The 21,734-nt window shown below is 34.0% G+C and carries 21 protein-coding genes and 1 pseudogene; 6 read left to right on the forward strand and 16 right to left on the reverse strand.

The window, feature by feature from the left end:
- Position 1 precedes the first annotated feature (1 nt).
- From HM985_RS08090 to HM985_RS08110, 5 genes are all read right to left on the reverse strand, one after another.
- The gene (locus HM985_RS08090) at positions 2–382 is read right to left on the reverse strand and encodes a hypothetical protein (RefSeq protein WP_179375771.1); all 381 of its coding nucleotides are present in this window, start codon (positions 380–382) and stop codon (positions 2–4) included.
- A 127-nt stretch (positions 383–509) separates the two neighbouring features.
- Positions 510–2,237 (reverse strand): CRTAC1 family protein, encoded by a 1,728-nt coding sequence (locus HM985_RS08095; RefSeq protein WP_179375772.1) that lies wholly within the window; start codon positions 2,235–2,237, stop codon positions 510–512.
- A complete protein-coding gene (locus HM985_RS08100) occupies positions 2,224–2,883 on the reverse strand; it encodes a DUF6796 family protein (protein ID WP_179375773.1) in 660 nt (219 codons plus the stop codon). Before HM985_RS08100 ends, HM985_RS08095 begins: the two co-directional genes overlap by 14 nt.
- A gap of 167 nt (positions 2,884–3,050) precedes the next feature.
- Entirely contained in the window at positions 3,051–3,689 is a 639-nt protein-coding gene (locus tag HM985_RS08105; RefSeq protein WP_179375774.1) for a DUF6266 family protein, read from the reverse strand.
- Between the two features lie 453 nt (positions 3,690–4,142).
- Positions 4,143–4,487 carry a winged helix-turn-helix transcriptional regulator gene (locus HM985_RS08110; RefSeq protein WP_179375973.1) on the reverse strand — a complete coding sequence of 115 codons (345 nt, stop codon included), beginning with the start codon at positions 4,485–4,487 and terminating at the stop codon, positions 4,143–4,145.
- Positions 4,488–4,742: 255 nt separating this feature from the next.
- Here HM985_RS08110 and HM985_RS08115 point away from each other — a divergent pair, with 255 nt between their 5' ends.
- A complete protein-coding gene (locus HM985_RS08115) occupies positions 4,743–5,417 on the forward strand; it encodes an NAD(P)H-dependent oxidoreductase (RefSeq protein ID WP_179375775.1) in 675 nt (224 codons plus the stop codon).
- Between the two features lie 271 nt (positions 5,418–5,688).
- The gene (locus tag HM985_RS08120) at positions 5,689–5,868 is read left to right on the forward strand and encodes a hypothetical protein (RefSeq protein WP_179375776.1); all 180 of its coding nucleotides are present in this window, start codon (positions 5,689–5,691) and stop codon (positions 5,866–5,868) included.
- 42 nt (positions 5,869–5,910) lie between these two features.
- Here the strand turns inward: HM985_RS08120 and HM985_RS08125 are convergent, their stop codons facing one another.
- Together HM985_RS08125 and HM985_RS08130 are read right to left on the reverse strand one after the other, a co-directional pair.
- Positions 5,911–6,840 carry a hypothetical protein gene (locus HM985_RS08125; protein WP_179375777.1) on the reverse strand — a complete coding sequence of 310 codons (930 nt, stop codon included), beginning with the start codon at positions 6,838–6,840 and terminating at the stop codon, positions 5,911–5,913.
- A complete protein-coding gene (locus HM985_RS08130; protein WP_179375778.1) occupies positions 6,837–7,028 on the reverse strand; it encodes a hypothetical protein in 192 nt (63 codons plus the stop codon). Before HM985_RS08130 ends, HM985_RS08125 begins: the two co-directional genes overlap by 4 nt.
- Positions 7,029–7,135: 107 nt before the next feature.
- Between HM985_RS08130 and HM985_RS08135 the strand changes: the two genes are divergently transcribed.
- The 3 genes from HM985_RS08135 to HM985_RS08145 all read left to right on the forward strand — a co-directional run bounded on the left by HM985_RS08135 (position 7,136) and on the right by HM985_RS08145 (position 9,519).
- Positions 7,136–7,792: a sigma-70 family RNA polymerase sigma factor gene (locus HM985_RS08135; protein ID WP_179375779.1), complete on the forward strand. Its 657-nt coding sequence runs from the start codon at positions 7,136–7,138 to the stop codon at positions 7,790–7,792.
- Positions 7,792–8,520 carry a hypothetical protein gene (locus HM985_RS08140; protein WP_179375780.1) on the forward strand — a complete coding sequence of 243 codons (729 nt, stop codon included), beginning with the start codon at positions 7,792–7,794 and terminating at the stop codon, positions 8,518–8,520. Before HM985_RS08135 ends, HM985_RS08140 begins: the two co-directional genes overlap by 1 nt.
- Positions 8,521–8,919: 399 nt before the next feature.
- A complete protein-coding gene (locus HM985_RS08145) occupies positions 8,920–9,519 on the forward strand; it encodes a DUF6642 family protein (RefSeq protein ID WP_179375781.1) in 600 nt (199 codons plus the stop codon).
- Positions 9,520–10,240: 721 nt separating this feature from the next.
- Here HM985_RS08145 and HM985_RS08150 read toward each other — a convergent pair.
- From HM985_RS08150 to HM985_RS08160, 3 genes are all read right to left on the reverse strand, one after another.
- A complete protein-coding gene (locus tag HM985_RS08150) occupies positions 10,241–11,431 on the reverse strand; it encodes a CynX/NimT family MFS transporter (protein WP_179375782.1) in 1,191 nt (396 codons plus the stop codon).
- 171 nt (positions 11,432–11,602) lie between these two features.
- Positions 11,603–12,481, reverse strand: a complete 879-nt coding sequence (locus tag HM985_RS08155) for a YihY/virulence factor BrkB family protein (protein ID WP_179375783.1) — start codon at positions 12,479–12,481, stop codon at positions 11,603–11,605.
- A gap of 70 nt (positions 12,482–12,551) precedes the next feature.
- Entirely contained in the window at positions 12,552–13,058 is a 507-nt protein-coding gene (locus HM985_RS08160; protein WP_179375784.1) for a peroxiredoxin-like family protein, read from the reverse strand.
- A gap of 238 nt (positions 13,059–13,296) precedes the next feature.
- On the opposite strand from HM985_RS08160, the pseudogene HM985_RS08165 reads away from it, so the two are divergent.
- A pseudogene (locus HM985_RS08165) lies at positions 13,297–14,688 on the forward strand (NAD-dependent succinate-semialdehyde dehydrogenase).
- A gap of 102 nt (positions 14,689–14,790) precedes the next feature.
- Here the strand turns inward: HM985_RS08165 and HM985_RS08170 are convergent.
- From HM985_RS08170 to HM985_RS08195, 6 genes are all read right to left on the reverse strand, one after another.
- On the reverse strand, positions 14,791–14,982 hold the full coding sequence (locus HM985_RS08170) for a cold-shock protein (protein ID WP_179375785.1): 192 nt from the start codon (positions 14,980–14,982) through the stop codon (positions 14,791–14,793).
- A gap of 186 nt (positions 14,983–15,168) precedes the next feature.
- Positions 15,169–16,158: a UDP-3-O-(3-hydroxymyristoyl)glucosamine N-acyltransferase gene (gene lpxD / locus HM985_RS08175; RefSeq protein ID WP_179375786.1), complete on the reverse strand. Its 990-nt coding sequence runs from the start codon at positions 16,156–16,158 to the stop codon at positions 15,169–15,171.
- A gap of 309 nt (positions 16,159–16,467) precedes the next feature.
- A complete protein-coding gene (locus HM985_RS08180) occupies positions 16,468–17,586 on the reverse strand; it encodes a DEAD/DEAH box helicase (protein WP_179375787.1) in 1,119 nt (372 codons plus the stop codon).
- A gap of 279 nt (positions 17,587–17,865) precedes the next feature.
- Positions 17,866–19,416: an SDR family NAD(P)-dependent oxidoreductase gene (locus HM985_RS08185; RefSeq protein ID WP_179375788.1), complete on the reverse strand. Its 1,551-nt coding sequence runs from the start codon at positions 19,414–19,416 to the stop codon at positions 17,866–17,868.
- A gap of 29 nt (positions 19,417–19,445) precedes the next feature.
- A complete protein-coding gene (locus tag HM985_RS08190; protein WP_179375789.1) occupies positions 19,446–19,895 on the reverse strand; it encodes a KTSC domain-containing protein in 450 nt (149 codons plus the stop codon).
- 90 nt (positions 19,896–19,985) lie between these two features.
- Positions 19,986–21,539 (reverse strand): DEAD/DEAH box helicase, encoded by a 1,554-nt coding sequence (locus HM985_RS08195; RefSeq protein WP_179375790.1) that lies wholly within the window; start codon positions 21,537–21,539, stop codon positions 19,986–19,988.
- Between the last annotated feature and the right edge of the window lie 195 nt (positions 21,540–21,734).

A 21,734-nucleotide genomic window follows, 5' to 3' on the forward strand; every position in this document is an offset into this window, starting at 1 on the left:
ATTATTTTAGATTGTTGTTTTTTAAATGATAAATTTTTAGAAGTATTAAACTGCTAAAAAGCACTAACGAATAATAACACATAGGTGTGTCAGACGCTGTTTTGGGACATTCTGCATGTCCCATAAATTGCATAACAGAAGCCACCAAAGCAATACTACCTGCTAAGCCTGTAAATATAAAATACAAGACATTCCATTTTTTTAAGAGATGGGCTATAAGTGGAATTATAAAACAAATGAAGACCACTAAACACATAGGGATATGTAACAGTTTTGGGCAACCTTCACCTGTTTTAAATTCTTCAATAACCAATCCTCCAGCACCAAATACCCCAATAACGAGAAGAATAAGAATGCTATAATAGCTGCTGTTTTTTAACATTAGTTTTTATTATTGTTGCTGCGGGTAGGCTATTTTATTCCTTTTACAGCAGTGCTATCAGTGTTAGCCGTTTACCCAACCCGTTACGGTCTTATAAATAAAAGGGGCACTTTAGTGCAAATAGGGTTTACTGGTCTTTAGTTGTGAGAAGGCTAGTGGCTTCTGTAGCCTCTTTTGTTGCCGCTTCTGTAGCGCCTTCCAAAGTTACTTCTGCTGTTGCTTCATCAATTAAAGCCTTTTCAACTTCCACTTTTAAATCTAAAATGCTATTAATTTCAGGATGGTCTATAGAAATCTCTTTAGCATCAGCCAACAGTACTTTTACATTTAAAACGCGCGCTGTAGTTCCTAATCCAAATTGAAGCAATGCCGTTTGGTCACTGGCTAAACCTTCACCAGTCACTAACCATTCCGTAAGTGTTTTATTTGGGGTCGTAACCGTTACTTTGGCACCTTGTACATTAATAGACTCGCCTAAATCGACTTGTAGGTAATTGTTAGTACCACCTTGGTTGATATACGCTAAGGCTGGGGTATCTATATTCACCCAAATCATATCTAAGTACCCATCGTTATTAAAGTCGCTTACTAACGAGGTAATCGCAAAATGAGGATTACTAAGACCACTTTCTGCTTCAGTAGGCGCAAAGGTGCCATCTGCTTTTTGGATAAGCACACGACTCGGTAATTTAAACAACTTGCTAGGTGGGAAGTCCACATAATTTTCGGCCACCATTAAATCTTGTAAGCCGTCGTTATTAAGATCTGCAAAGGTACAACCCCAAGCAAATTCGTAATCGGCTATTTTAGCGGTTTCAGCTACATCAGTAAATTTAAAATCCCCTTGGTTTTCAAACAACATCCATTTGTCTGTAAATAAAGACGTGTCTTTTATATCGCCTTGCGCTATTTTGTTTGGCAATGTGCTCCCGGTGTTCGAGAACATAAAGTCTGCCCAACCATCATTATTATAATCTCCAACGGCGAGCCCCATTGGGTAAGCAAATCGCTTGGTCATTGGGTTGGCTTTCATTGTAAAGGTTAAGTCCCCATTATTTTTATAGGTACGCACTTCGCCGGTATCATGCACCACCACTAAATCTTGCCAAGTATCATTATCGATGTCTACAAAAACACCTTGAAATGTATTGTGTACATAATCTAACCCAGCAGCTTTGGTGATGCTCTTAAAGGTATTATCGCCGTTATTAAGCAACAATTCGCTCGTTGCACCATAGTTGTAATCTTCAAAAATATTCTGCCCTTCCATCAATTCCTTTTTAAGGTAAGTGGCTAAAAAGATATCTAAATCGCCATCTTTATCAATATCGGCTACCGTAATTCCGGCAGGATTTGATTTGGCATTCACGGGCGTATCTATAAGCACCTCTGTAAACGTGCCATTGGTATTGTAAAACAAATGAAGACCGTCTTCACGACTTAATATAAGATCTGTAAAGCCATTGTTATCAAAATCGGCAGATACAGCCCCAACCGTTGTGGTGGTGTTTCCTTTTTTAGGCAAATTAACCTCCTTAGAAATGTCTACAAATTCATTATTGCGATACGCAAAAATAGCATCCTCTTGTAGCATACCGCCACCAAAAAAGACTTCATCAACGTTGTCATTATTAATATCTATTAAAGCCGAAGGGGCAATAGGTAATGATTTTTCACCATGATATTGATGTACAAAATCTAAAGTAATAGGCGAAAATTTAGGAATGTCTTTAGCAGCAATACTAATATCGTATTTATCGGAAACCGAGTCGCGCCAGAAAAAGCCCATTACAAATAAAAGGAACAAGACTACGGCAATGCCTACAAGTTTTAAAAGGTTTTTAACGAATTTCATAAGATTTGGTTTTTAGTTGGTATAGTGATAATGCGAATACTATAAAGTGAGTCACATTCATAAGTATGGGTAGCATATGCTTCCCTATAGCAGGGATGAGCTGGCCTATAACCACCAATAGAATAAGAATAACAATAGGGTTAAAAATAGCCATCCATTTTTTATAATACGTGCCGCCTTTTAAAATAGCAACAGCAAACACTACCGAAAGTGTTGCGATAATAATCCGTAGCGCTTGTACCAATACTTCCATATGATTGGTGTAATGGGTTAATAGATCTTGGTAAACTGCGGGGTTCATTGCATCCTTTAAGTGCACAATGTAACCAATTGAGGCTCTAGACCCTATCCAAACTCCGCCCACCGTAAAAGCTACAAAACCAATAGCCAAAACAAGTTGTGCTAAGGTTTTATTCCCAGGTTTTAACATGCGGTAGATATGGATATAGCCCGCAAAATAAAAAGGGATTCCAATCACCGCTAAAAAATGACCTATAGTTAGATTATCTAAGGGGACCTCTTTAAAAAAGGCATAAGCTTCAGAATGTTCTAAAATAGAAGGGGAGTAGTGTAAAAAGTATTCGCCTAATCCTACAAGGATAGAAGCAAAAAGACCGAGATAGCCTAAAATTTTGGTACGTTTCATTAATTTTTAAATAGGTTGGTTTCGAGTTTGTCGAGAACTATTAAAATTCCTTTCAAAATAAAATAAAGCGCTTATCTTACTGAGATACTAAAGGTTAATAAAGTGAACATCATCCTTTCATTAAACCCTACTAATATACCGAGTGTCGCCAAAAAGTATTAAAAACATTAGATTACAAAAGCCCCTAAATACCTACTGGTTGCCGTAAGTGCTAAGGAGCGATTGGTAAAAGTGGCCCATAGGTGTACGGTTTCGCCATAAAAAGATGCTTGAAAATCGAGCAAGCAGCCTGTTGTTTCACGTAAGCTGTCTGTTATAAAATAATCGAAACGCTGTAATAAAGGCGCGTACACCACCACTAAAAACGTATCGGTTGGGTAAGCCAATCCCTGTGTGCTGTTATCTTCCCAAGTGATATTTAGGGCATGTGTCGCAACAGGTTGTACCAAAGGCTGTGCCAATCCACATAAACCACCCATACCGACCAACACCTTGCTATAATCCATTGTAAACCCTGTAGCGGTATGCTTTACGGCTTCTTTCATGTGGTAAGACATGGCATTATTAAACGGAGTTTTAGTCCCCACATTAGCACCAAAGGTATCCGTAAGTAAGGCTTTTAGGGGCGTTAAAAATTGCAATACACATTTAAACTTATCGCGTTGCCGCTGTTGTGCGGCACTTATAGGTTTGGTAGATTTACGCGGTGCAGACCGCAGTACATTTTTACCCCGCCAATTGCTCCCTACTACAGCGCCTACTTTACCCGAAAAACCGCCCAAAATACCGTCATTAAATGTTGCCATAGCCCTGATGTTTAAAGTGTTAAGAAAATCTAATGTAATAAAAAAAAATAATTAAAAGCGCATGGGCCCTTATTTTTTAAGATGAAAACAGATTGATTTACAAGGGATTAATACTATCGTTCTTCGGGAATGCTTCGGTAATTCCCCATAAAACAAGGGGTTTTATAAAGAATCCCCGAAGGAATGTAGGAAGAGGGTGGGAGGAGCTAGGACTAAAATTATTATTTTTTTTATTTAGTGGGGTTTTAGGGAAATTGCTGTAAATAGTGCGCGTGTTTCCTAATGTAAAGCATAGCAAAGCATTAAGAAATGTATAAAGCCCCCATTAAAACAATAGGTATAACACAATGCCAGCAAAACCTTTAAGCGTTAGCAATTTTAAAGCGCCTTATAGCGGCCATTTTAGACATACGGGGTTCAGAACTAACTATAGTAAAAAACACCAATGCGGTGTTACACCACAACGTCTTCTTTGTCTTCAACAACAGATACGCCCCAATTTGCAATGGATTGAATAACTGGAATGAGCGTTTTCCCCAAATCGGTTAACGAATATTCTACTTTTAAAGGAGGTTTAGAAGTATATACTTTTCGTTTTACAATACCATCTTCTTCCAAAGTCTTTAATTGTAAGCTTAAGGTGCGTTCTGTAACCTTAGGCATTTCTTTTCTTAATTCATTATACCGAAGTGTTCTATCCATTAAATGATATAAAATAACCGTCTTCCATTTACCTCCAATAATGCCCATAGTTAAACTTGCGCAACACGGGTAGTCTTTTCCTTTATAGTGATACATCATACCGTTAAAAATTTATAGAAGTCTTAAGTTCTGTGAGCACAAATATATCGTACTATATTAAGTAATACAACTATACTTTTTATAGTTGATTATTTAATTATTAAAACACTGTAAATCAATTATTTAATAAATAAATTTTATACTATCCTTTTTGACCGTTATTGTAAGAAACTAAAACTACACATACTTTTGTCACTATACTTTTAATAGTTTAAATTATAAAAACAATTAAACCGCTAATACTATAGAATTATGAATACACCTAACATTGCCAAAACAGACATCTTAAACGCCTTTAATTTTAGACATGCGACAAAAGAATTTGATGCCACAAAAAAAGTATCAGATGAGGATATGAAATTCATCTTAGAAACCGCACATTTATCACCGAGTTCATTTGGGTTTGAACCTTGGCATTTTATTGTGGTTCAAGACAAAGAATTACGTGAACTCTTAAAACCTGTAGCATGGGGTGCACCTTTAAAATTAGATACAGCAAGCCATTTTGTTCTGGGTTTAAGTATGAAAGCACCAATGGTAAAACACGATTCAGAATATATTATGCACATGATGAAAGATGTTAAACAACTACCACAAGAGGTTATTGAGAAGTACTCAACATTTTACAAAGAGTTTCAAGAGCGTGATTTTGATTTAGATACCGACAAAAAGTTATTCGATTGGTCGTCTAAACAAACCTATATTGCTTTGGGTAATATGATGACAGCTGCTGCATTAATAGGTATAGACTCTTGTCCTATTGAAGGCTTTCACCAAGAAAAAGCAGAAGCCCTATTAAAAGACAAGTTTGGCGTAGATACCGATAAATATGGTTTATCATTTATGACGGCTTTTGGATACAGAAAAGCAGATCCTGAATTTGGAAAATCTAGACGAAACTTTGAGGATATTGTAACCTTTAAGTAAACCATGCTTAATGATTATAGATTTTTTAGTCATTCTGAATATTATTAATACCCCAACTAACCGTAAGCCTTTTAAATAAAGGGTTTACGGTTATTTTTTTGCTATAAAACAGTTATGTTGTATAAGACCTTAAAACTTTATAAGTTCTGAGCCGTAATTTTTAAGCACTTTATAAACCAACAGGTAATCTAATAAATACCTCGTTGGTTTTTGGATATGTGATGAGGATTTAATATTAAAAGGGAATAGATACTATTACACTTACAAAATAATGGGACTTATTACGGTTAGCAAGAGCTTAAAATGGGTTGGTATGGTAGAACCTTTAAAAATAATACCAAAAGGCACTCTAATTAGAGTTTCACTTGCCAAATGGTGGCCTCGAAAGAATAAACTTAAAGATTATAATGTACCTCATGGATGTTATCTTCAATTATCAGGCTGGTATTAACTTAAGAAAAGGAGGAAACCCTTTTCTTAAAGAGTTTCCGTCCTATGATGCTTTATTATAAAGCTGAATTAACTTTTCTAAATCTATTGAAGGATAATTTAGTTTAACATAATCCTGAAAATCCAGAAGTGAACCATTGTAGCTTTTTACAAAGTCAATTAATCTATCTTTTGGTTTTCTAAAGTGGTTGTTAATATTTTTAATTATCGGTTTTTTAGTTCCATCTTTTAATTCATTAATAAATTTGCCACTAGCATCTAATTTAATAGTACCGCTTAATATCTCTTTAGAAATAAAATTACTTGATATAAACCAGTTGTAACGATTTGTGTAAATCCTTTGTCCACTTGTCAAAAATTGAGGAACTAAAATTATATGCCTGCCTTTAAATTTAGGTAATTTAGCCATTTTTGTCATCCATTTTCCTGAAGAATGGTCATAATATTCAATTTTTGTTTCAAAAACGGGTACACCATATTTTACACATTGCTGAAAAGTGAATTCAGCTAATATATCCCTACAAACATTAGCTAAAGTATCAGACATATTATCTTGACCAATACCTTTTACTAATAGTAGAACATTATGTGCTTCATTAGTAACGGAAACTCCTGCTTTTGCAAATTTATTTGCAGATAATGAATCAAATACTACATCAGCTTTTGTAGGTCCAATACCTTTTCCTTTGTTACTATGAGAATAACCCAGATGATACTCATTTGCTTCATGTAAATGCGATAAAAACTTTAATCCGTTCTGTCTATCATTAGTCACTATAAAACTTCTATTAAGTGTTTCTAAAAAAGATTTACTTCTTAAGTACATCTTTTTTGCCATCATATTATTTAAATTATTCGCAATATGATATGGATCGATAAATGCTTCTAAATCATTATCCATTAAAATGTTTAGATGTTCTGTATTTTCTTCGGTTACACCGAAATGTTCGTTAAATGTAATTTTTTTAATCATTTATTGTGTTTTAAATTATTTTCTTTTCTAACTCCTTTGAATTTTCCTCCAGATGTTTTAACGTCCATAAACTTTCCAGTTTCTGTGTCTCGTTTTACATAAAGATTTGTTTTAGTGTTTAGCACTTGTGAGCGTTTTTTTACTGCTCCTTTTCTTGCGTTGTCTCCAACTGGTTTGTTTGTCGCCATTTACAGGGTTTGTTTTAATTATTATTGTTAAATTTATCGCACGATGCGTTTCTATCAGTACGTAAATCAGTTACCAACGCTTTTGCGTATATAAATTGAAGCCCTTAATGGAGGATTGGAAAAGATTTCAAAATAAAAGCACTCTTGAATTAATAACATTATTTCAAGATGAGGAGCAACCTGAACAGGTAAGAGATTCTGCTTTTTTTGCTATTTTTTATAAATTTCAAGAAGATCTTTTGAAAAAATGTGAAATTATTTGCAAGAATTTTGGGCACAACGTAACTGTGGCAGAACAAATAACTGAATCTACCTTTAAAAATTATGCAAAAAAAGGATGTTTTAAACTTGAAAAAGCTAATTGCGAAAATATTGATAAATCATTTAAGTTATATCTCTACGCAATAGCTAAAAGAGAACTTATAGATTATTATAGAATTGAAAAAAAGAAAAGACTTGGTCTCTATTATGATGGGACAGAAACAATTGTTATTGATTTACCAGATTATCCAAATGCAAATTTAAGTATAGAAATAAAAGTAAAATTAAAAGCTATTAAATCGCTACCTAGTAGCCATAGAACAGTTTATCTTACATATATGAAATATGAAAAACTAGGTTGTAATTTACCTAGAAAACTACAAAAAGAATTAAGAGAACATTTAGGCGTTAAGCAAAACACTATACGAACTTATAAAAAAGAAGCTATTGATAAGATTGAAGATTATTTAGAAATAATGAAATTCACACAATCACAAGAATAATGAAAAAATCTAATATTAATAACCTATTTGGTAGTATTGGTTTTGGTTTTCCTGAAAACATCGATGAGTTGAATGAATTTGACAATACATTTGAAAACTATCAATTCGAAGCTGATAAAAGTAAAATTGACCCAAAAAAGATATTTTCTGATGTTAAAAAATCAAATATTAAGATAACGAAAAATGATTATCATAAGAGAACTGTTTTAGCTGCTGAAATTGTTTTAAATCTACATTCAGAAAGAACATTAGGTCATTTAAAACTGCAAAAAATAATGTATTTATGTCAAAATACAATTGATATGAATTTACATACTAATTTCTTGAAGCAAGCAATGGGGCCATATGACCCACATTTAATGAGATCAATTGACAAACAATTCAAAGACCATAAATGGTTCTGTTATCAAACTGATGAATTCCCAAAATATAGACTTATGGAAAGGGCAGGAGGTCATAAGGATTGGTTTGAAAAATATTTCAGTAATCAACTTTCAGAAATTAATTTCATAATTGAAAAATTTAGAGGCGCAACAACTGATCAAGTTGAAATTGTAGCCACTATATTTGCTTGTTGGAAAGATATAAAAGAGAACAAAGAAATTCTTAGCGATGAGTTGATTATTAAAAAGTTCTATGCTTGGCATAAGAATAAAGATAAGTATTCTAGAGATAGAATTATAAAGGCAATTAGTTGGATGACACAAGAGAATATATATCCTATATAAGTAAATATATTGTTAAGCCATATCATTGAGTAACTTATGTATCCTATTATGACAATATATACAAATAGACACTAGCCAATTATAATATTCTTTACCAAAATTTCTCTTAAAATCAGGTTTACACAAACTTGAATGGCAAGAGCACCACAATCAGAGATCAGCAATACAAGATATCATTTCATCAAGTTAAAATACCAAAACAAGTGCACTAATTAATACAAATAACATTTCTCCAACTTCACGAACAAATACATAGAATTGATAATTCTAAAAGCTTCAGCAACTTGTATTTTAGAAGCAGATTGATACAATCCGTCATAAAATCCCCCCAAACCCCTAAAAAGATTAAAAGCATTGTTTTAATTTTGTGCCTTATAAACGCTGCCTAAATTAAGACGCTTGCTAGAAAAAAGACCACAATTACCCCAAGAACAGCTTACAGAAACCGATTACTTTATTTATTGCTTAGAAGGCGTTGGTGATGTAGACACCAACACGGTAACCGAAGCACAAAACAACTTAGCACAATTGGCCCTAAACTACGGCATAGCCAGTATCTATAAGACCTGCGACACTATTGAAGGGCTAGAGGAGAGCTTAAACGCTTTGGTATTAGACGATCATCACTTTAAGGCCTATGAGATTATCTATTTAGTGATTAGGGGGGAAGCCAACAATATTTGTTTAAATGACTACTATTATAGTTTACAAGAAATTGCAGAACTCTTTGAAGGCCAGTTAGACGGTAAGATTTTACATTTCTCTAATGCTAAAATTCTAGATTTAGATGAGGAAGAAGCACAATATTTTTTAGATATTACGGGGGCCAAAGCGATTTCGGGCTATGGACATCCCTATAATGACATAGCGAGCACAAAACTTGATGAAGTTTTCTTTAATTTATTTAGAGACGATGATGATCTGTTAGCGGTTGTAGAAGAATTGCACCAAAGGCATTATAACGTCTGCAAATTACTAGATTTTAGATTGTATTATTAAAGGCTGTGGCTTACAAAGTGTTTGGGTACTGCATGTCAACCAAAGTTTGTTGTGAAGGCTATTAAAAGGCTATTAAAAAGCTAAGATATTTAGAGTTCTGTGAAGCACTAATACATAGTAATTCGATAAAAATGAACACTTTACGGAATTCCCAAACAGTAATGTATTAGGTGTTGATGTAAAAGGCCAACTGTTATTATGTAAAATAGATCATCAGCATATAAGTCTGCAATTGCAAAGTATAAATATAAATAGTACACCAGCAAATGTGGCACATACCACATGCTTAGAGATCACATATTTGAAGCGCCAAAACAACACGTATAAAATGCTTAAAACAAAACCAACCATGCATGGCATCACAAAAGAAACGTTATACTTTAAAATAGACCAAACCAATATTGAGCATAACACCAAAGCAGATTAAAAACCATTAAAGTTATTTACAAGCAATACTCTGGCAGCATCTTTTCAAGAAGTTCCAATAAAAATTCTCGAAGATTATAATCAAGTGATACTTTGGGCTGAAAAAGCATTACAACTACAGATCTAAAAAACAATAAGCCGTTTAATAAAGCTACAATACCCCTATAATTCTATTATTACTAAATGTCCTATAATTTATATTATGTAAAATACTTTTAAAAGAAACCATGAGAGATCATCTCATTATACACAACTACCTCGTATTGATGAACATTGATTACAACCTAAGATCACTTTAAACTTTTCGGTCTTTACCTACATCGATACCCGTAACCAGTTTGGCAATGGCTAAGACTATTAATAAAATTATGGCATAATTCCATACCTGTGTTAAGTCATAAATTACACCAACAATAAAAGGCCCTGTGGCAGCAATTAAATAGCCAATAGATTGTACAATACCCGAAAGTTCTGCTGCGGTTTCTGCATCATCCGATCGTAAAACAATAAGCAATAAAGCCAACCCAAATGTCCCACCAATAACGATGCCTATAAGGCTAACCCAAAGTTCAACCATTCCGATTCCTGGTATCAATAATCCTATTAAGCCAATAAGTTCAATCACAACTAAAGAAAAAATAACCAAACGCTGATCTTTACGTGAGCCTGCCCAAACAGGCACCAAAATAGCCCCTATAATTCCGGTGCCTTGAGATAAGGATAGCATCCACCCTGCATACGCCGCATCAAACCCACGATCAATGAGTATGGCTGGCAACCAAGCTAAAATAATATAAAATGCAGCAGATTGAAGGCCCATATAAAAGGCCATTTTCCAGACCAGCATTGAACCACTTAACTTTTTTATAGCGACTTTAAAACTCCGTTTTGGTGGTAAACGTTTAATTCGCTTAATATTAGGAATCCAAATAATGATGGCAAAAATGGCTAATAAGGCCCAAGACCCCAGCGAGCCTCTCCATCCAAGATTCATTTCTACTGCCAATGGCACACTTAAGCCTGCCGCAAAAGCAGCCCCTAGAGACATAATTCCGGAGTATAAACTAGTGACAAAGCCTGCTTTATGAGGAAAGTTTCGTTTAATTAATGCAGGTATTAATACATTTCCAAATGCTATCGCTATGCCTAAAATAATAGTTCCTAAATACAAAGGGAAAACACCACCCGCAGAACGAATTATAAGTCCTGCGGCGAGTAATATTAGAGCGCCTAAAAGCGTCTTTCCAATGCCAAAACGCTTGGTAAATAAAGCGGTCATGGTAGAAACTACACCAAACGCCAATAATGGCAAAGTGGTTAGTAACCCTAATAAAGTATCTGAAAGTTTAACCTCTAAACGAATCATATCTATTAAAGGTCCAATACTAGAAAGTGCAGGTCTTAAATTTATAGAAACGAATAGTACACCGACAAGCAGTAGCGTTCGGGATCCTTTACTTAATCCATTTTGATCTAATTTTGCCATAATATTTAATAAGAGCTACAAAACGTCGAATTATTGCGAAGGTTCATAGGTTTTCGTAATGCATTGAAATACCTTAAAAAAAACAGCAAAAATAGGCGTTTGTTTTGAGAAGCAGCCTTATTGATTATACTATTACAATAGCCTCACAAAAAATAGAAAACCAACCAATAATTACCCCGTAATATAGTCTCCTTCTACATATTGGTCGGCATATTGCTTGGTGAAATGTGCACCAAATAATAAGATTAAACAAGAATATGATACCCACAGCATAATTAGAATGATTGAGCCCGCAGCTCCGTATGTAGACCCAGGTTCCATGGTATTAAAATATAAAGCCAACAGATATTTACCAATTAAAAACATAAACGTTGTTAACGCAGCACCTGTTCTTACAGATTTCCATTTAATCTTGGCCGATGGTAAATATTTAAACATTGTTGCAAACAATAAATAAACAAAACCTACAGAGACTAAAAAATCTACAACAAACAGATAATCAAATAAGTTATCGGGTAAAAACCGATTGAGTTGTTTACTAAAGGTGCTTAATAATGACGTTAATACAAAACTAGTTAACAATAAGAAACCTAAGATTAGTATAAACCCAAAGCTTTTTACACGACTCATTAATGTGGCAATAATGTTATTTTTATAAGAAGGTTCTTGTTCCCAAATGGTATCTAATGCCGACTGTAACTGAAAGAAAACCCCTGTAGAACCGTACAGTAAGGTTCCAATACCAATAATGGTTGCAAAAATGTTTGTTTGCTCACCACTTTGGTTTTCAATCATTGTTCTTATGGCATCTGCGGCATCAGGCCCAATGGCTTGTGAGATTTCGCCAAGCAATTCTCCTTGTACAAGCTCTTCTCCCCAAAAACTACCAACAACTTTTAGTATAATAATCACTAGGGCTGGCAGCGACAAAACAGCATAGTAAGCCACAACTGCACTCCGCTGAAAGGGCTCTCCATCAAACCACGATTTGGCTGACGCAACTAATAATTGAGGTAAATGTTGTATTTTAAACTTGGGCTTTTCAGTCATATATTCTAATAATAAAAAATACGTAAAGCCTAATGAAAGACTTTACGTATGTATAAAGTGATACTATGGATTAAGCTTCTCCTCTAGCCGGATAATCTTTATTTAATACAAATTTAATGGCATTAATAACATCATCTAACTCTGGTCTTGCAAACGGCATGGTCTGTATAGAAGCGCAATACAATTCTTGATTTGGTCTAATAATAAACAAACCAGGTTCTATAAATGTTTCAGGTTCATCTTTTATACCTTTTGAAATATATAAGCCCCAATCTCTAGCGTCTTCTATAGGGAACTCATAACCTAATGGTACATCTCCTATCTCCCATTCTTTAGTTGTTTTTATAGCTAATTCTTTAGTTTCACTGCTTATCGCTACAACATTAACACCTAGCTCTTTAAACTTTGGTAATTTAGTTTGTAACTCTTCTAAGTATTTTTTACACACCGGACAATGAAGACCTCGATAAACAATAATCATAGTAAACGCTTCTGGATCTTGTTTGCTTAACGTCCACTCTGTTCCGTTCGTTAAATTTATGGTTAAATCTGGTGTTTTCTGTCTTGGTTTTAACATGTCTCTTTCTTTTTTATGATTCAATAATTTTAATTCCAATATCGGAATGCTCTAAATTAGATATTATGTGGCGCACATGTTGTCTCGTTTGCAAATTCTATTAATGCGAAAGCTAAAACACACAAAAAACACCGCGCTAAGTCCCCTATTTTATATACGTCAATATTATTAAGGATACCGTTAATAACTTCCTTAATAGATATGGACCTTTGAAGTAAATAAAAAAAGAAAGCGAATTATGAAAACGACTGCAGTTAAAAACGACATTACAACTATAAACCCTACAACCGGCAAAACCTTAACATCATATACCTATATGACAGATGAGGCGGTTAAAAATACCATTGATAAATCGCATAAAGCATTTTTAGATTGGAAAACAAAATCTTTCGATTAGCGTGGTAAAATTATCAAAGCTATAGGTAAGGAATTACTAAATTATAAACCTGAATTGGCAGAACTTATGACCAATGAAATGGGAAAACTCCTAAAGCAGAGTCAGCAAGAAGTGGATTTATGTGCTGGTATTTGTGATTATTCCGCTGATAATGCTTCAGAATTCCTTAAGAATGAAGAACGAAAACTACAAGATGGCAGTAAAGGCATCATTACCTACGCACCCATTGGTGTTATTTATGGTATTCAACCTTGGAATTACCCATCGTATCAAGTTATCCGTTACACTATTACAAACCTAATGGCAGGAAATAGCATTTTATTAAAACACGCTGCCAATGTAACAGGAACAGCCAAATTATTAGAATCTATTTTTACAGCCGCAGGATTACCAGAAGGTTTATTCAGCGTCTTACTTATAGATCACGACCAATCGGATTTAGTAATTGAGAATAAACACGTTAGAGGAATCACCTTAACAGGAAGTCCTAAAGCTGGTGAAATTATTGGTGAAAAAGCAGGAAAAGCCTTAAAGAAATCAGTCCTAGAACTAGGAAGTAATGATGCCTATATTGTTTTAGAAGACGCTGACATAGAATTGGCAGTCAAAACATCGGTTATGGGGCGTATCTATAATAATGGCGAAACCTGTATTGCTGCCAAACGATTTGTGGTGGTTGATGCCGTCTATGATGAATTTAAAGACGCTTTTGTAAAGGCTATGGAAAACCTTAAAATGGGAAACCCTATGGATAGTGACACCAAATTAGGCCCCATTGCAAGAGAAGACCTTAGAGACACCTTACATGAACAAGTTGAAAGAAGTATTGAAAATGGAGCGAAACTACTTTGTGGAGGTAAAATACCAGATGGTGAAGGCTTCTTTTACCCTGCAACGGTTTTAGAAAACGTAACCAGCGGACAACCTGCTTACGATGATGAGTTATTCGGACCTGCGGCAGCATTAATAAGAGCCAAAGACGAAGCGGATGCTATGCGTATCGCTAATGATAGTCGTTTTGGACTGGGAGGAGGCATTTTCTCTAAAGACGTCGATCACGCCATTATGCTAGCCGAAAAACATTTCGATACAGGAATGGTCTTTATCAATAAATTTGGTACAGCTTATCCTAACATGCCTTTTGGTGGTGTAAAAGACTCTGGGTTTGGTAGAGAGCACGGCGGATTTGGTATGAAAGAATTTGTTAATGCAAAATCAATTATGATAGGCTAATTCATAAAGAATAGTATTTGAATAGCATGCCTATCAATAGCGTGCATATAAAAAGCCCATCACTTAAGTGATGGGCTTTTGTAACTAAGGTTAATCGTTATATTAGATAACTTTTACGTTTATTGCGTTTAAACCTTTTTTGCCTTCTGTTAATTCGAATTCTACTTCATCACCTTCTCTAATCTCATCGATTAATCCAGAAATATGGACAAAATGTTCTTTGTTTGAACCTTCTTCTGTTATAAATCCGAATCCTTTGTCATCGTTGAAGAATTTTACTGTTCCTGTACTCATTGTATTATGTTTTATTTAATAATTACTTAATAGTTTTCAAATATAGTGCCAATAATTGAATTTTCTAAAAAAATCTTTCGAAACACTTATAAATATAACATCATATAGTTAACAACGATGTCTAATGATGCAAACGCACTATAGAATCGTTATTTGACTTGATATTACGATTTAAAAATCAACAATCTAGCGTGCTAACTTTCTTAGCGCCACCCATTGTTTTAACATTTCTCTAGAATCTACGGCTGGATAACCCAACACTGTTTTTCCTGCAGCAACATCATTCATAACACCAGAACCAGCACCAACGGTAGCTCCAGAATGAATTGTAGTATGATCTTTTATAGAAGCAGAACCTCCAATCATTACACCATCACCTAGCGTTACAGAACCTGCAAGTCCAGAACTTCCTGCCATAATACAAGAACGACCAAGCACACAGTTATGTGCTATTTGAACCAAATTATCAATCTTGCAACCATCTCCTAATATTGTAGAACTAAATTTACCACGATCTACACAAGAGTTTGCACCAATCTCTACGGCATTACCAATAACCACATTTCCGATATGTGGAATTTTAACTAAGCCTCTACCATCATCACTTGGGCGGTACCCAAAGCCATCAGCTCCAATACTTACATTATTATGAAATATACAGTGGCTGCCAATCTCAGAACGTTCTCTAATAACGGTTCCAGACCAAACGACCGTATGATCTCCAATCGTCGTTTCATCTAAAATAGTAACATTAGGATAAATGGTAACGTTATTACCAAGTACAACATCTTTACCGATATAAGAACCAGCCCCAACTCTACTGCCGTCACCTATTTTGGCTGAAGGATCAATAGTAGCCGATGGATGAATGTCAACTTCAAAATGCGGTGTTGCAGGTGTAAATGACTCTAATAATTTGGCCATTGTTAAATCGGCATTCTTAACTTTAATCAATACACGATTCTCTCCAGGTTCTAAATCAATGTTATCATTAATAATGGCTAAACTTGCTTTAGAATCTTTCCAAAGCGCTGCAAATTTACGATTACCAATAAAGGTTGCCTGATTTTCTGTTGCTTTTTGAATCTGCTCTAGTCCAGTAATTTTATGTGTTGTTGTTCCTACAACTTCGCCGTTAACAAAGGCGTTAATGTCTTCTATTGAAAGTGATACCATTGATGTAAATAATATATATAGTTTATAAAGACACAAGGTAATATTTAAATTCGAAAATCAAACAAAGTAATGCAATCTTCAAGTGTTGTTCTTTCTCTTAAATAATTTAGAGGTAGACTATCTATGGATTTCTACTTCAACAGGAATAACAAAATTATATATCGTATATATTACGACTAATTTAAAGTCTATTAAAGATAAAATCTTAATACTAAAATTACTTATTTAAATAAAAAAAAGAGATTAACTATAACTTTAGTTAACCTCTTTTAAGTATCTATATTATAAATAATTAAATTTAAATAATCATTAAATAGCTAATTCTCTAAATGTAATTCCTAATGCCGATTGAATATCAATTACTTTCTGCATTTCTCCAGGAATAATTAAAGCAATAGATTGCCCTGTTTTACCCGCTCTTGCTGTTCTTCCACTTCTATGTGTGTAATAATCTAATTGTTCTGGTAATTGGTGGTGTAATACAAAACCTAAATTATTAACGTCAATTCCACGAGCCGAAACATCTGTTGATACTAAGATTTGAAGACTTTCATTCTTAAAAGCACGCATAACTTTATCACGGTCTTTTTGTTGCATATCACCTTCTAAAGCATCGACAGCAAAACCTTCGTTTTGTAATTGCAATGCTAAAGCTTTAGTACCTGCTTTTGTTCTACAAAAAATGATTCCTCGTTCTTCCTGACGTTTATCTAGGATACGGATAATCATATTCAACTTTTCCTTAATATTAGTATGTATGTAATGGTGAGAAATATTTTCGTTTACCAAAGCATTTTTATTCACCTCAATCTTAATAGCATTTGGTGACATGTAAGTATTTACAATACGCTTAATTTCTTCGGGCATCGTTGCAGAAAACAACCATGTATTACGTCTTTTAGTATTATAGGCTAATATTTTGTTCAAATCTTCTTTAAACCCCATACTTAGCATTTCGTCTGCTTCATCTAAAATTAACGTTCTTACGTTAGAAATATCAACAGCACCACGTTCTACTAAATCTAGTAAACGCCCCGGTGTAGCTACTATAATATGTGTCGTTCTGGTTAAAGCTTTAATTTGTTTGTCCATCTTTTCACCTCCATAAACACCTTCTGAGAAAATCTTCTCGTCAATATATTTAGTAAAACGAAACAATTGCTTTTGTATCTGTTGCACCAACTCTCGTGTAGGTGCAATTATTAAAGCTTGAACTTCAGAATTTTTTGTATTTATAGAATGCAAAACAGGTAGACCAAAAGCAGCTGTTTTACCTGTTCCTGTTTGAGCTAAACCAATTAAATCGGTTTTAGATGCTAATAAAATAGGAATTACTTTTTCTTGTATTTCTGTAGGGTCTACAATGTTAAGTTCTTTTAAACCTTTTATATAGGATTTATGAATCCCTAATTCTGAAAATGTTTTCATGATTTTTTTATTATGATGCAAAGGTAATTTGTACTTTGGATATTGCATTATTTAATTCCGAAAATACATACTATTATTTCAGATGTTGCTCTGTAAAGTTATTTAATAAAAATCTTCAATTCGAGTGAATTTACGATTTAATATGAGTGAAATTAATATTGAGAATAAGAATTTTACTCAGATTTGTTCTCGATACACTATTTATCCCAAAAGCTATCGGGATAAAAATCACGCGAACAGACATTTCAATTTAAGTCTTTATGTCATTTTAAACTTCAATTACCAGCTAATAGGTCGGTAATCTTTCAAGAATTTTCCAGACCAATGTTTTCCGGTATTTATACCATCAAAAAGAGGGTCCATAACACGTGCAGCTCCATCTACGATATCTAAAGGGGGTTGAAAATCGTGTAAATCTTGTTTTCTTTTTGCTAATTCTGCAGGATCTTCGTCAGTTACCCAACCCGTATCAACGGCATTCATATAAATACCTTCTTTAGCTAAACCACCTGCTGCCGTATGCGTTAACATATTTAAAGCGGCTTTTGCCATGTTGGTATGTGGATGACGATCTTCCTTAAAGAAAGAATGAAATTTCCCTTCCATTGCAGAAACGTTAATAATGTGTTTTTGACCTGTAGGATTCTTTTTCATCACCTCAGACAAACGGTTACACAATACAAATGGCGCAACAGAATTAACCAACTGAACTTCAATCATTTCAGTCGTTTCAATTTCACCTAGTTTTAATCTCCAACTGTTGGTTTTTCTTAAATCAACTTGTTGTAAATCGGCATCCAATTCTCCTTCCGGAAAGACTTCTTGTGACACCAAAGTATTATCAAAACTATAAGGAATTTGAGATAATTTAGCCGAAGCTCTTAAACCTATTCCTGGTTCTGGTCCATGCCAAGTTACTGGCATGTTTTTATTAGGAGAAGCACCCGACGTTAACTCTTTTAATTCCACTAAACATTCACTATGATCATTTAGTAAATCGCGTGCAAATTTAGGCAACGCTTCAATTGGTCGTTCTTCATTTGGCATTAAATGGCTATAAAAACCAGAAGGTCTTCTAACCGTTTGTGCCGCATTATTAATAAGAATATCAAGCCTTTCGTAGCGTTGTTCTATAAAATTACAGAAAATCTCTACACTTGGTATATGTCTTAAATCTAAACCATGAATTTTTAAACGGTGTCCCCATTCTGTAAAATCTTCCTCTTTAGAAAAACGCAAGGCAGAATCTACAGGAAAACGTGTTGTTGCAATCACAGTTGCCCCACCACGCAATAACATTAAAGTAATGTGATAACCAATTTTTAAACGAGAACCTGTAATTACAGCTACTTGACCTTTAACATCTGCGGTTTGAAAACGTTTAGCGTAGTTAAAATCACCACATTCTTCACACATGGTGTCGTAAAAATGATGCAACTTAGTAAATAACGTTTTACAAACGTAACAGTTTCTAGGTGACTCTAATTCAAATTGATCCTTCTTTTTTAAGTCGGCTTCAGGTAAAAATTTAGGAGCTACAAAGACATGAGATTCTCTTGCACTTCTAATCCCTGTTTCCTTACGAGCATTTTTATCACGAGCAGCTTGTTTTCTTTTCGCTGCTTTTTTTCCATCCTTTTTACGACGCGAAAACTCTTCTCTACTTGGGCGTGATAATAGACCCGAAGCTTTGATTAAAGCGGTACGCTGTTCTTTTGGGATTTCGAAAATTTGATCTGTATCAGCAATTAATCGTTCTAAAATAGAAATACAACTTTCAATCTCTTTTGCTGAGATTTCTTCTGATTTATCGGATTTATCGTGGCTCATAACTATATAAGGACTACTTCTACTCTAACTTATGCGTCTTGAGTTTCTTTCTTAGACTTTCTGTAAGTGTACGAGTTGAAGATACTACGTCTTGCAAATCGCATTTGTTTATCTGAATTTAAAAACTTGATAAATACATTTTTAGGCACTCCAAAATATTCGTAAGTTGCCCCATCTAAAAATGTAATTTCTAATAACAAACCTTTATGTTGAAAGTCTACAATACTAGACTGCATAATGGTTTTGGTGTATTCCTCTAAATTTGCAGCCTTAGTTTCTGGTGCAATACTTACTAGGAAATGATAACCGTCAATAATCTCAACACTTTTTAATTCCGCTTCTTCTTGTCCTGCATCACCATCTTGAAATTTATCTGGATGCCACTCTTTTACAAGATTTCTATATGTTTTCTTTAAGGTCTTTAAATCTAGAGAACCCTCTACAGAAAAGAGTTTTTTGTACTGGTTTATGCGTTTCATGTTAAGTGCTTTATTTTGAGGCGCGAAATTACGCTATTTTATTAAACTAGAGTTAATTTATTATGTTTAATAATACAACTCAATATTTCCTTAATCTTCAGGCGGAAACCCGTGAATTTCTTCAAACTTTTCATCAAAATTAGTTCTTAAATACGAACTTAGTTTCTTTTGATAATCATCTTTTAACCATTTTAAGAAGTTATAAGTACTTCTACTGATACATTTAGCATAGGTTTCTATACGTTGATTAATGTCATCTTTTAGCAATTTAGCTAAAGCCAAGGCATCGTATACATCTTCACTATTTTCAATACAGATTTTAGCATGATGTTCTATAGAGCGCTCAAGTACTACTTTTGAAGATTCACCAGCGTCTACAGCATCTTTGTAAGTTTGCTTGATATCAAAATAAGTGTCTTCAGATTTAGAGAACTCTTCTTTAACTTCGTCTGACAAATCATGCTTAAAGTTAGATTCTATTGAATCATCATCTTTAATACGATCTGCATAAAAGTTAGGAGACTTAAATATAGTCTGCCAATCTAAATCTGCTCCCCAAGGACCAAATCGATGTAAATTATTACCTAAATCAATAGTTGTAAATTTCGATTTATTATTTAATATACGAGATCCACGACCAATCATTTGGTAATATAGCGTTAATGATTTTGTTGCTCTATTTAATATAATGGTATCAATTGTAGGCTCATCAAAACCTGTTGTTAGAATACTTACTGAAGTTAAAATAGCATCTGGAGTCTCATGAAACCATTGCAAAATCTGCTTACGTTGTTTCTTTGTTGCCGTATTATCTAAGTGCATTACGGGCAAATCTGCTTCTTTAAAAGCATAGTATACATTAATAGACGTATTAATACCATTATTAAAGATTAATGCCTTCTTCCCTAATGAGTGCTTTTTATAAGCATCCACTAGCTTTTGTAACATTGAAGGGCTCGAGTACAAATCTTCTGAAGATTTTACAGTATAATCTCCATTAGAACCAACTTCTAAAGAGGTTAATCCCATATCATAAGCATACGTTTCTGCTCTAGCCAAAAACTCATTTTCTATAAGGTTTTCAATCGTTTCACCTGTAATAAGCTCATCGTAATTATCCTTCATTGGTAACTCCTTATTAGAACTTAAAGGTGTTGCAGTTACTCCTAGTATAAATGATTTTTCAAAAAACTTAAATAACTTCGTAAATGAATTGTAATGTGCCTCATCAATAATTACCAAACCAACATCAGATATATCCAAAATACCATCATTCAGTCTATTGTTTAAAGTTTCAACCATGGCTACAAAACAAGAATAATCACCTTGATCATCTAAATTAGCCTTACTATTCACCACTTTATTAGTCACACCGAAACCATTCAACATCTTAGCTGTTTGGTTACAAAGCTCAACTCTGTGCGTCATAATTAACACCTTTTTGTTATGGTGTTTTAAATACTGACGTACCATTTCAGAGAAAATAACGGTTTTACCACCACCTGTTGGTAATTGGTAAAGTAAGTGATAATCATCACGTTCCGTATCAAACTTTTCAAAAATCTGACTTATCGCACCTTGTTGATAGTCATATAATTCTTTATCCGTTTTTTTTTCGTGAACAGCTTCTCTTGCTTCAGACATAAATTTAGTTTCGAAGATTTAATGAAGCTGCAAATTTACAACACTTTAGCTCACAAAAAAAGCTTCACCCCAATAGATGCTCGATAAAATGAACTTATATTGTTTAATTGTAATATCCTTTTTTTCTTTATTGAAAGCATTGTTTTGTATGTAACAGCATTAAAAACAGATATATTTAATCTTATAGATCCTCTT

This window comes from Winogradskyella wichelsiae (assembly GCF_013403925.1).
GTDB lineage: Bacteria > Bacteroidota > Bacteroidia > Flavobacteriales > Flavobacteriaceae > Winogradskyella > Winogradskyella wichelsiae.